The organism is Marinobacter alexandrii (assembly GCA_039984955.1).
GTDB lineage: Bacteria > Bacteroidota > Bacteroidia > Cytophagales > Cyclobacteriaceae > Ekhidna.
In genome coordinates this window covers 2,144,856-2,156,776 of record JBDWTN010000007.1, presented here as the reverse complement: position 1 = coordinate 2,156,776, position 11,921 = coordinate 2,144,856, and the positions used below count along the sequence as shown (strand labels likewise).

Genomic DNA, 11,921 nt, shown 5'->3' with positions numbered 1-11,921 from the left:
TTTAGGTCATTAATACCGCTTTAAATTTATTTATGTTCTTGAGAGCCTCTCCTGTCCCTCTAACAACGGCTCTCAATGGATCTTCTGCAATGTGAATAGGAAGTTTCGTTTTCATAGCGAGACGTTTATCCAAGCCGCGGAGCATGGCTCCACCTCCTGTGAGATAAATTCCATTATCATAAATATCTGCAGAAAGTTCGGGAGGTGATATTTCAAGCGCCTTAAGAACTGCTTCCTCTATCTTAGAAACTGATTTATCAATCGCAAATGCGATTTCTGAATAAGAAATCTTGATCACTTTAGGAATACCCGTCATTAAATCCCTCCCTCTAATTTCAAAATCTTCTGGTGCATCCTCATCCAATTCTGTAAGGGCTGAGCCTACTTGAATCTTTACCTTTTCAGCAGTTCGCTCACCTATTAATAGGTTATGCTGCCTCCGCATGTAATCGAGGATATCCTTATTAAAAGAATCCCCAGCAACTCTGATAGACTGATCACATACGATTCCACTCAAAGCTATTACTGCAATTTCTGTAGTTCCTCCTCCAATATCCACAACCATGCTTCCTATCGGTTGATCAATATCAATGCCTATTCCTATAGCAGCAGCAATTGGCTCATGAATCATGTAGACTTCTTTTGCCCCTGCATGTTCTGCCGAATCTCTTACCGCTCTCTTTTCGACTTCCGTGATTCCAGATGGAATACAAATAATCATTCGATGTGATGCAGGCATAAAGCTTTTTCTACCTCTATCAATCATTTTGATCATACCTCGAATCATATGCTCAGCAGCATGAAAATCCGCGATCACACCATCCTTCAATGGACGAATAGTCTTTATATTCTCGTGTGTTTTTTCGTGCATCTGCATGGCATCTCTACCAATTGCAAGCACTTTATTCGTGTTTTTGTCAATTGCAATAATCGAAGGTTCATCTACAACCACCTTATCCTTGCTGATAATAAGTGTATTGGCAGTACCTAAATCAATAGCTATGTCGCTCTGGAAAAAATCGAAAAGACCCATGAATGCTTGTCAGAAATTTGAGCACGAATTTAGGTTCGTTTTTGCATAAAAGCTAAAGCATAGCAGATTAGTGATAAAAGTTTCACGCTTAAGAAGTTGCACGCTCCTGCTTAGCCTTTAAAACTCGCATTTTTCCACGTAGCTCATTGATGGTTTCTTTTGAAAGTTCCATGTAAATTCGGAAACTGTCATTCGCTACCAATTTTTCTTCTATCAGCATCTCAAAGGCTTTATTTTGAGCCGTTTGAACCCTTTTTACCTTGGTCAATCCTTCAGTGACTTTTTGAATACCTGGGATCTCGTTCTTTATATTCATAAGGTCTTCATAAAATTCATCAATCTTGTCCTTCTTCTTTTGAGCTTGCCACTTGGTCAAAGAAACAATGGCACTCCACAGTGCAATGATGATTGAAAGAATTACGCCTCCAAGTTCAGCATATCGCTCTAAAAAACTCGGTTCGTCTCTATCTAGAAATATTCGCGCACCTTCATGTAAAGGAATGTTGAGTTTAGATTGATCAAAATCTTCACGTAATCCATCGAACAATAATGGATCTATGGAAGTAAATATTTGCCTGTTCCTAAGCATCGTTTTCGCAAAATCATTCACGGAAACGTCAAGCATGGAGGCGCGAACCATCATTACTAAATCCACTGACAATGTCACCACGGGTTCTTCTGTGAAATTCCAATAGGATTTTTGAGGAATAACAAAAGGTGCCAACCGAGGATACTTCAAGGAGATACCATCTACTATAGAAGCATTCCCCATATTATTCATTCTATCAAAGGAAAAAAGATGGAATCCTTGATAGTTCTGCAACTCCTTTTTCGTGTAGAGGTTGGTCAATTCCACTACTATACTTGCCTGTCCCATCTCCTGCGCCACCACAATTCTAGATGTATCAAGTGCATAAAAATCAAACAAATCCATCATTAGATTATATGTGGGAGATTCCTCCTTCCCGATATAGATGGGATTATCATGAACCAAAGACTCAAAGGAACTCCCGTCAATACCATCTTTATAAAAAATATGTAGCACCTCAGAGTAGACAGAAAAAGCAGAATTCAAACCTTCACGGTATTTCACATAGTTTTCAACCAATGCAATATCCACTCTATCTGATATTAAGCTATCGAGATTAGCATTTGTATTAAGCCCTTCAATAAGCATTATTTCAACATTAAACTCACTCTCCAGAAGCTCTTTCATCTTTTCCGCTATTTGCCTATTCGGTCCCTCATCATTGTAGATGTAGGAAAATGTAAGCGTTGTGGGGTTACAGGAAACCAGGAACAGAATTACTAGTAGAGGAGCAATTAATTTCTTCATATGAGCATATTACGGTATCATTAAAAATAGTGCTAATTTTTTTGTGTCTCCCTATTGACACTTGGCATTTTACACCTTATTCACATTCAGTCATTTATTTTGCATTATTTTAGGAGTAATTTTGCTGCCTGATGCTGAAAATCAATTTTTTTTGAATGAAAACAAGTCTTCAATAAGTAGATATCATTGATTTCAAATCAGAAGAGACTTATAATTAGGAGGAGCCGCAAATAACCAGAAAAGACACATGAAAAATATTTCCTTTAAGGACAGGCTTAAATACCGCTTTGACAGTTTTGTTTCTCAAGGTACTATCTCAATGATCAAAGGGCTAGGAGTCATTACTGTGGTAGTAATTATCCTTTTTGGTGCATCTCTTTTGTTATTAGGGCTTCATCCAGATCATGAATCCAATTTTAACATTTTTGAGTCCTTTTGGGTAAATCTTACACATGCATTGGATCCTGGAGTGCTTGGTAATCATGACGAAAACTGGCCTTTTCGTCTATTCATGTTACTTACTACGGTTATCGGTCTGGTTATTATTTCCACACTGATTGGTCTTGTTTCGAACGGTATCCTTACAAAACTAGAAATACTCAGAAAGGGCCGTTCATTTGTCATTGAAAGTGATCACGTTCTTATTCTTGGATGGTCATCAAAGATCTTTACAATCATTCCTGAGATAGTCGAAGCTAACGAAAACCAAAAACGAGGTGTTATTGTGATTCTCGCTGATATGGATAAAGTTTTGATGGAAGATGAAATCAGGGATAAGGTGGGAAATACCGGAACCACACAAGTAATATGTCGAACAGGAAACCCTATTGATGTTCACGATTTAAAAATTGCAAATCCCTTTGAGACCAAGTCTATCATCATCCTGGATAAAGAAAACGAAAACTCTGATAGTCAAATCATCAAAACAATTGTTGCGATTGTTACCGATCCTAAAAGAGAACTATTAAGAGGTTCTTCTGAAAAACGTCCCTACCACGTTACTGCTGAGATGGAGGATAAGAAAAACTTTGATGTGGCGAAGATGGTCGGTAAAGATGAGGTGGAGCTTATTCTCTCAGATGAGATTATTTCCAAGATCATGGTACAGACAAGTAGACAGTCTGGTTTGAGTGTGGTTTATCAAGACTTAATGGATTTCGACGGAGATGAAATTTATTTCGAATCGGCTCCATCCTTAGAAGGCAAAAATTTCCGAGATGTTCTTTTTGCTTATGAAGACTCGGCCATCATGGGTATTCAGTTTGCAGATGGTCATGTAGCAATTAACCCTCCTATGGATACTCAATTCAATAAAGGAGATAAAGTAATAGGTATCACAGAAGATGATGATACGCTATTGCCCAATGCGGCAAAGGATATCGATCCACATGAAAGTAAGATAGTTTATACAGAACCTGAACCTCAGGATGCTGAAAAGCTTTTAATCGTTGGCTGGAATAATCGAGCAAGATATATTATTAGAGAATTGGATAATTATGTACCTCATGGATCAGAAGTTCGAATTGTTTCCAAATTTAAGGATGCAGAAAAAACAGTAGAGAGACTTAAAAATACTGTTCAAAATATTACCATCGACTTTGAAGTACAAGATACAACAGGTAGAGAAACACTTGACTCTATGCAGCTTGAACAATATGACTATATCATACTGTTATGTTATCAAAACTATTTCCCCATCCAAGAGGCTGATGCACAGACCCTGATCACTTTGCTGCATTTAAGGAATTTCACCGAAATAAAAGGTAGCAAGTACAAAATAGTGAGTGAAATGCTTGATATCAGAAACAGACAATTAGCTGATATTACCAGTGCGGACGATTTCATTGTGAGTGACAAGCTAATTAGTCTTCTCATGAGTCAGGTTTCAGAAAATAAAGACTTAATGCGAGTATTTGAAGACTTGTTTGATGCTGATGGATCTGAGATATACATCAAACCTGCTAAAGAATATGTACAGGTAGGAATGTCGATGAACTTCTATACGATACTTGAATCAGCAGCTAGAAAAAATGAGGTTGCCATTGGATACCGAGTAATTGGTAAAGCAAGGAATGCTGACGAACAATACGGAGTAGTATTGAATCCTAAGAAATCTGAAGAGTTTACACTAGCAGAAAACGATATGGTAATCGTTCTTTCTGAGGATTAAAATCCTCTTAATGCCTCTCTTATTTCTTTCATGGCCTTTCTTCTGTAGAGTCTTGTATTGTGACTCGTAGGTTTAATGTTTTTGATATAATCTAAAACATCATTTTTCTGATGACCATTTAAATTTTGAACAGAAGAGATAATTTCCGTTTCCAGTCTTAAATAATTCATAACATGCGTGGTTTATATACGAACTAATTTACGTGACACTTGTTAGTCAGGTTTTAGCCTAATATTGTATTTCGATTAAAGCATTGTATCCTAATATTAACCTTTCGTAATATTCTACGATTCTTCCAAAGTAGAATACCCGAAAAACCCCTAAATTCAACTCATTAAAACAACTAAGTACATGTCGAGTCACTCCAACGATATTTCGCAATTTGTAGATCACATTGCGAAAAAAAACCCAAACGAATCAGAATTTTTACAAGCTGTAGAGGAAGTCGCCGAGACGATCATTCCGTTTATTGCCGATAAGCCTAAGTACAAGGACTCCAATATTCTGGAAACCATGTGTGAGCCTGAAAGAGTTTTCATGTTCAGAGTTCCTTGGCTGAATGATAAGGGAGAGGTCAACATCAATCGTGGATATCGTGTGCAAATGAATTCCGCTATCGGACCTTACAAAGGAGGTCTGCGCTTTCATCCATCAGTTAATCTTAGTATTCTCAAGTTTTTAGCATTCGAGCAAACATTTAAGAATAGCCTAACAACACTTCCTATGGGCGGTGGAAAAGGTGGTTCTGATTTCGACCCAAAAGGGAAAAGTGACAATGAAGTAATGCGATTTTGTCAAAGTTTCATGACAGAGTTGAGCAAATACATCGGACAGTTCACAGATGTACCTGCAGGAGATATCGGTGTTGGAGGTAGAGAAATCGGTTATATGTTCGGACAATACAAACGAGTTCAGGGCGAGTTTACAGGAGTACTTACTGGCAAAGGATTGGAATATGGCGGTTCCTTGATTCGGCCAGAAGCAACAGGTTATGGGTGCGTATATTTCAGCAAAGAGGTATTAAATTTTCGAAATGATAGCCTGGAAAATAAAACAGTGATCGTCTCTGGTTCTGGTAATGTTGCTCAATTCACTGTTGAAAAGCTTTTGCAAAATGGTGCTAAAGTTGTGAGTATGTCGGATTCAGGAGGTACTATATATGATAAAGAAGGCATAAATGAGGAGAAACTGGCTTTTGTAAAAGAACTCAAAAATGTGAAGCGTGGAAGAATTAAAGAATACGCAGATAAGTTCAATGCTGAATATCATGAAGGAAAGACTCCATGGGATATAGAATGTGACTTGGCATACCCTTGTGCTACTCAAAATGAGCTTCAGGTAGAAGATGCTAAATCACTTCAAAAGAATGGTTGTCTTGGCGTTTTCGAGGGCGCAAACATGCCGTGTACCGCAGATGCTATTGAGCTATTCAGAGAACATAAAATGATGTTTAGCCCAGGTAAAGCTTCTAATGCAGGAGGAGTTGCTACATCTGGGTTAGAAATGTCACAAAACTCTTTAAGACTTTCCTGGACACGAGAAGAAGTGGATGAAAAGCTTAAAGGAATTATGAAGGACATTCACGAGAATTGCGTAAATCATGGAAAGGTTGACAAAGAATTCGTTGACTATGTAAAAGGAGCAAACATCGCAGGGTTTGTGAAAGTAGCAGATGCTATGCTCGCACAAGGTTGCGTTTAAGTTTTCCTAAAAATAAAAAAGCTTTGTGTTCGCTCATTGTGGTGCACTAACGTTCTTAAGGGTTCGATTTCTTCGAACCCTTTTTTTATTTCTTTATAAATATCATTAGTAAGTACAAAACGAACCTTGGAGTCTGGAAACTCAACTAGTCCATTGTTAAGTTTTTTTCCTTGAGTTGAGTCGACAATAGAATCCATACTCACATATAGAATTCCATTCGGTTTTAGAAGAGAAAGGATGTTTTGCCACATCTGCCTAAAATCAGTTTCCGACTTAGCAAAATGAAGCACACGACTACAAATAATAAAATCAAAGGACTGTTCTCCTTTTGAGGATTTCAAGTCCTGAATCCTAAAGTCTGCCTTAGCTCCGTCAATGCTTTTTGATAGGTATTTGAGGAGCTTAAGTTTTGAACTGTCAGTATCCCATCCGTGGTATTCATACCCTTGCTGAATAAAGTAGAGACCATTTCTTCCTTCACCGCATCCAACATCCAACACTTTACCATCTTCTTTTATATATCCCTTTAAGATCAAATCCATTAAGAAAAGATCCATATCTCCAAAGTGATTATTTATTTCACGAAGAGTCATGAAAGCAATTTACAACGCATCTGTATAATCGAATTCGACAAAATCGAAAGTAATTACTGGAAATTGAAACTTCTTGTTATTATATTCGTTTTCGACAAAATCGAAAGAAATGTTATAACCTATTATAAATACTAAAGTAAAGTTGTTGTGAAAGGAACAAATCTTGGAGAGTTAGAAGAACTTATTATGCTTTCTGTTGGCATTCTATATGACGAAGCATACGGCATTGCCATTCAAAATGAAATTAAAGAACGGTGCAATCGATCAATCACGATAAGCACCGTACACTCCGTACTTGGGAGACTTGAGGATAAAGGGTTCATTAGCGCTAGGTATGGAGGTGCTACACCAGAACGTGGTGGCAGGAGAAAACGCCTCTTCACTTTGACCTCATCCGGTGAAGCTACTATCACTAAAATGAGGAAAATGAGAAATAACATGTGGGACTCCATACCAAAAGTAGCATTAGGAAATGCATAGAAAAGACCCTTGGATAGTACAGAAAGCTAACAAATTCCTTGAGCGATTTTGCGAACCCTATCTGTTGGAAAGTATCCAAGGCGACCTGGAAGAACGATACTACGAAAACCAATCTTTAAAGGGAAAGAGAATAGCAAAATGGATCTACCTCTTCCAGTCCTTAGGATTTCTCAGATCCCGATTTAAAAAAAGAAAGAAATACTCAAATTTTGAAGCGATGTTTAAGAACTATTTCACTGCAACAATCCGAAATCTCACCAAAAATAAATTTTATGCTTCCATCAACATTTTCGGTTTAGCAATCGGTATGGCGGCTGGCTTTATGATATTACAATATGTGTATCATGAGCTTACGTACGATGATTTTCATGAGAATAAAGAGAACATCTATCGTGTTCAAACCAATAGATATAATGCTGGAGAATTGACAACTCAATGGGCTGCAGGAGCTGCAGGAGCTGGATATCATCTTCACGAGAATTTTCCAGAGGTGGTCGATTTTGTCAATTTACATGGTAGCGGTGTGGGTATTTCTTATGAAAACAAGTATTTCGAATTGGAATCTCCATATTATGCAAGAGAAAACTTCTTTCAAGTATTCTCCATTCCACTTATACAGGGAGTAGATAGTTTGGTTCTTAAAGGGCTTTACAAAGTGGTTTTAAGTGAGTCTTTAGCGAAAAAAATATTCGGTGATGAAAACCCCGTTGGTAAAACGATTTTACAAAACGATCATAGAGATTTTTTAGTTACTGGTGTTTACAAGGATTTTCCTAAACGTTCTCACATGAACTTCGATCTCCTGTACTCCTTTGATACCTACATAGCATTGTCAAGTGAGGAAGCCAGAACTGAATGGAATTGGGATGGGTTCTTGAACTATGTTGTGCTACAAGATGGGACAGATCCTGAGGAGTTTTCTTCCAAGTTTGATCAAATGATTCAAGAGAAGGTAGGGGAAGAAATGGAACAGTTTAATGCAGGGATAGAGTTTGTGCTTCAGCCTTTGACAAAGATTCACCTCATTTCCAATTACCGCGCTGAGATTAAACCCACTGGTGACGAAACGACAACATATTTTCTGCTCATCATAGGGATGTTTGTGTTGTTTATCGCTTGGATCAACTACATAAACCTGACCACCGCTCGGTCACTAAGCAGAGCTAAAGAAGTAGGCATTAGAAAAGTTATGGGCAGCTATAGATCTCATCTCATTGGGCAATTCATGTTTGAATCTTTTTTTATTAACCTTATCGCATTCTCTCTTGCTGCGCTTATTGTTTTCTTAGTTTTTCCTGCATTTAACAACTTTGTAGGAAATAGTAGTGCCTATTCCTGGCCTGATGCTCCGTTTTTCTGGATTGGCTTAACTGCCATATTCTTTTTGGGTATCCTTTTGTCAGGATTCTATCCAGCATTTGTGCTTTCTAATTTTAAACCCATTGCTGTGTTGAAGGGTCGTTTTGCAGCAAGTTCTAGTGGCAACATCCTTAGAAAAAGCCTGGTAACATTTCAGTTTTTAGCCTCTGTTGTATTAATCACAGGCACTTTCGCTGTTTATAAGCAAATGGATTACTTGCAGGCACAAGACCTTGGGGTAAATATTGATCAAAATATGATAATCAGGTCTCCAAATTTTAGGAGCGATTCTGTGCGCAATATTAAGGATCCTATTTTCAAGAACAGATTAAGTAACAATTCATCAATTAAAGGACAGACCAGATCTACAGCTGTTCCCGGCAGATCAGCCGATTGGAACGCCGGAGGTATTCGGCTAATTACGCAAACAGATGCTGAAAGCAATCAGTATCGTGTGTTAGGAGCTGATGATCAATTCATGGATTTTTACGGACTGGAAGTAATTGCGGGTCGTAAGTTCGATCAGAGTTTCGGAGCGGAGCATGAAAATGTACTCTTTAATGAGGAGGCTGTCGCAAAACTCGGCTTTCGAGAAATTGAAGAAGCACTGAACAAAAAGATATTTTTCTGGGGTGATACGTTCAATATAGTTGGAGTTGTAAAAAACTATCGTCATGAATCTCCTAAGCAAGCATATGATGCCATGATCTTTCGATACATGGAAACCCCAAATGGTTACTATTCTGTAAATATCAATACTGAGAACATGAGGGAATCAGTAGATCAAATACAGGCAGATTGGGAGGCGGCTTTCGGAAACAAAATTTTTGATTTCTTCTTTCTGGATGATTATTACAATGAACAATATGAATCAGAGGTGAAGTTTGGATCAATATTCGGTCTTTTTGCTGTTCTTGCCATTCTTGTAGCATGCCTTGGATTGTTTGGATTGGCCTCTTTTATAACGAGTCTCCGATCGAAAGAAGTTGGCGTAAGAAAAGTGCTAGGCGCCTCTATGCAGCAGCTGCTAGTATTATTGACCGGGGATTTTGTGAAACTAGTAGCAATTTCTATTCTAATTGCCGCTCCTATAAGTTGGTGGCTTCTCCAAAATTGGCTAGATAGTTTTGACAACAGAATATCATTGGGTGTCATGGTTTTTGCTATTCCAGCTATTACCATCATTCTTATTGCGGTGGTTACGGTTGCATTTCATACATTCAAAACAGCACGATTAAACCCAGCAGACACATTACATGACGAATAGGCTAGATCATTGAATCAAATTGGATTGCTCTTCCTTGGATTTTGATAAATTCATGGAAGGGTTTTAATGCCTTTGGATATCTATTTCTTTTTGAAATCCTCCTGACATTTCGCTAAAAGGCATGATGACAATTAAAAGCTCACCTTCAAATTCAGCAGATATATTTTCCAACTCAACATCTGAGGCAATCTTGACCGAACCCAACACATTGGGAAGTGTGTATCCATTGACTTGTATATTTTGAAAAACAATCAAGTCACTTCCATTCACTTCAACCTTGATGTCATCTGGCTCAATTGAAGGGATACTTACTTCCAGTCGGTAGTGATCTTTTTCAGTAACCGTTTTAAATGTTGGAAAAATTGCTCCTCCGTTTATCGAGTTTACAATATTTGCTATTTGAGCAATTTTTTTTGTTGCACCTCTGTCTACTCTCATTTCGTCTCTATTAATAATTCAACATTGTTCAAATCTTATTCCAAAATACACATAGTTAATAAACGAGCCACAATGGCTGATTAGTTTTCATCTAAATGTCATTTTGTCTGTCATTAAAATTCCACAGACCATCGCTATAAGGAAACATTCCATCTTTTTTTATGTCCTTGAAATGATTTGACCACATAATTTCAAAACTCAAAAACACATAGAATCATGAAAAGGACTTTATTTATTCTTCTTATTGTCACCGCAGGAACCTCTTTTAGCCAAAATAATCGTCCAAAGACGCTTATTGGAAATGATCCCGAAGAAATTTCCGGATTTGGTGGAGTACTATTTTCATTTACTCCAATAGATGGTGATCTATCAACACTTACTGGTGGAGGTGGTGCTGTTCTTTTTGACAACACCTTCTTTATTGGAGGTTACGGTCTGGGATTAACAGGAAACAAAGAATCTGAAATTGATGGAACAGGTTACTCATCTAGTTTTGGTCATGGAGGATTTTGGCTAGGATATAACATAAAGCCTGACGACTTGCTCCATTTTGGAGTAGAGACTAAGCTTGGTTGGGGCAGCATAACTACCAAATCCCTGGCAACTAATGGGGAAGTAAACGATGATGACGTTTTTATTTTCAATCCACAAATATTCGGGGAAGCAAACATTGCCTATTGGTTTAAGATCAATGCCGGAGTTGGTTATCAAAAAACGATTGGTGTTGACAACATCTATTTCGACACCTCAGATTTTGACGGCCCTACCTTTGGTCTTTCCTTACTTTTTGGATGGTTTAATTGATGCAAAAAAGACTTAATTTCCCGTGAGCTTTTGTCCCATTTTAAAGAAAGTATCATGGCTTCTTCAAGTCCTAAACGTGCCATTATTGGTTTTATATTTGTCTCAATAGGCTGCATTTTCCTGTTAGACAATCTAGGATTCGATATTGACCTCCCCTATTACCTATTTTCCTGGCCAGCTATTTTTGTAGCCATAGGGGTGGTAAACTTACTTTCAGGGAATAGTAGAGCTGCTGTTATTTTCTTTGGGTTAGCCACGATTTTTTATTTACACTATTTCAGAATCATAAGTATTCGAACATTTTGGCCTGTCATCTTAATTATCGTAGGCTTTTTCATTATTCTCAGAAGAAGATCACGCCCTAAAAACATTTCGGAGAACTTAGACAATTATTTTGATGACATTGCTGTTTTTGGAGGAACTGAAAAGAAATATGTTTCTGAGGCTTTACAAGGAGGAAAAGTCACTAATATTTTTGGTGGTTCGGAGATTGATTTAAGAGGTTCGAAAGCAGTAGATGGTGCCGTAATTGAAGTTTTTTGCATGTTTGGCGGAGTAGAAATACAAGTCCCTGAAGATTGGAAAATAAACATGAATGCAACTGCTGTATTTGGTGGATTTAGTGATTCACGTCAAAAAATCAGCGAAACACCAGTAGCAACTGTCCACATAAAGGGGTTAGTTCTATTTGGTGGAGGGGATATAAAAAGCTAACAAGAAAAACATGAGATTTTAGCTGA

The 11,921-nt window shown here is 37.7% G+C and carries 11 protein-coding genes; 6 read left to right on the top strand and 5 right to left on the bottom strand.

The genetic code is table 11. The annotated features are described in order from the left end of the window. Position 1: 1 nt before the first annotated feature. Entirely contained in the window at positions 2-1,033 is a 1,032-nt protein-coding gene (locus ABJQ32_15810; GenBank protein ID MEP5291119.1) for a rod shape-determining protein, read from the bottom strand. Positions 1,034-1,121: 88 nt separating this feature from the next. Continuing rightward, on the bottom strand, positions 1,122-2,369 hold the full coding sequence (locus ABJQ32_15805; GenBank protein ID MEP5291118.1) for a TAXI family TRAP transporter solute-binding subunit: 1,248 nt from the start codon (positions 2,367-2,369) through the stop codon (positions 1,122-1,124). 247 nt (positions 2,370-2,616) lie between these two features. On the opposite strand from ABJQ32_15805, the gene ABJQ32_15800 reads away from it, so the two are divergent. After that, positions 2,617-4,539, top strand: coding sequence for a hypothetical protein (locus ABJQ32_15800; protein MEP5291117.1), 1,923 nt, complete (start codon positions 2,617-2,619; stop codon positions 4,537-4,539). Here ABJQ32_15800 and ABJQ32_15795 read toward each other — a convergent pair. Continuing rightward, complete coding sequence (locus ABJQ32_15795) at positions 4,536-4,709, bottom strand: hypothetical protein (protein ID MEP5291116.1); 174 nt, start codon at positions 4,707-4,709, stop codon at positions 4,536-4,538. The genes ABJQ32_15800 and ABJQ32_15795 overlap by 4 nt on opposite strands. 181 nt (positions 4,710-4,890) lie before the next feature. On the opposite strand from ABJQ32_15795, the gene gdhA reads away from it, so the two are divergent. Continuing rightward, the gene (gene gdhA / locus ABJQ32_15790) at positions 4,891-6,240 is read left to right on the top strand and encodes an NADP-specific glutamate dehydrogenase (GenBank protein MEP5291115.1); all 1,350 of its coding nucleotides are present in this window, start codon (positions 4,891-4,893) and stop codon (positions 6,238-6,240) included. On the opposite strand, the gene ABJQ32_15785 is transcribed toward gdhA, so the two are convergent. Then, a complete protein-coding gene (locus ABJQ32_15785) occupies positions 6,237-6,833 on the bottom strand; it encodes a class I SAM-dependent methyltransferase (protein ID MEP5291114.1) in 597 nt (198 codons plus the stop codon). The two genes, gdhA and ABJQ32_15785, sit on opposite strands and share 4 nt — an antisense overlap. A gap of 147 nt (positions 6,834-6,980) precedes the next feature. Between ABJQ32_15785 and ABJQ32_15780 the strand changes: the two genes are divergently transcribed. Beyond that, positions 6,981-7,313, top strand: a complete 333-nt coding sequence (locus tag ABJQ32_15780) for a PadR family transcriptional regulator (GenBank protein ID MEP5291113.1) — start codon at positions 6,981-6,983, stop codon at positions 7,311-7,313. Beyond that, complete coding sequence (locus tag ABJQ32_15775) at positions 7,306-9,939, top strand: ABC transporter permease (protein MEP5291112.1); 2,634 nt, start codon at positions 7,306-7,308, stop codon at positions 9,937-9,939. The genes ABJQ32_15780 and ABJQ32_15775 overlap by 8 nt, the downstream gene beginning before the upstream one ends. 63 nt (positions 9,940-10,002) lie before the next feature. Here the strand turns inward: ABJQ32_15775 and ABJQ32_15770 are convergent, their stop codons facing one another. Next, complete coding sequence (locus ABJQ32_15770; GenBank protein MEP5291111.1) at positions 10,003-10,377, bottom strand: Hsp20/alpha crystallin family protein; 375 nt, start codon at positions 10,375-10,377, stop codon at positions 10,003-10,005. A gap of 216 nt (positions 10,378-10,593) precedes the next feature. On the opposite strand from ABJQ32_15770, the gene ABJQ32_15765 reads away from it, so the two are divergent. After that, the gene (locus ABJQ32_15765) at positions 10,594-11,181 is read left to right on the top strand and encodes a hypothetical protein (protein MEP5291110.1); all 588 of its coding nucleotides are present in this window, start codon (positions 10,594-10,596) and stop codon (positions 11,179-11,181) included. Positions 11,182-11,235: 54 nt separating this feature from the next. After that, on the top strand, positions 11,236-11,895 hold the full coding sequence (locus ABJQ32_15760) for a DUF5668 domain-containing protein (protein MEP5291109.1): 660 nt from the start codon (positions 11,236-11,238) through the stop codon (positions 11,893-11,895). Positions 11,896-11,921: the final 26 nt, after the last annotated feature.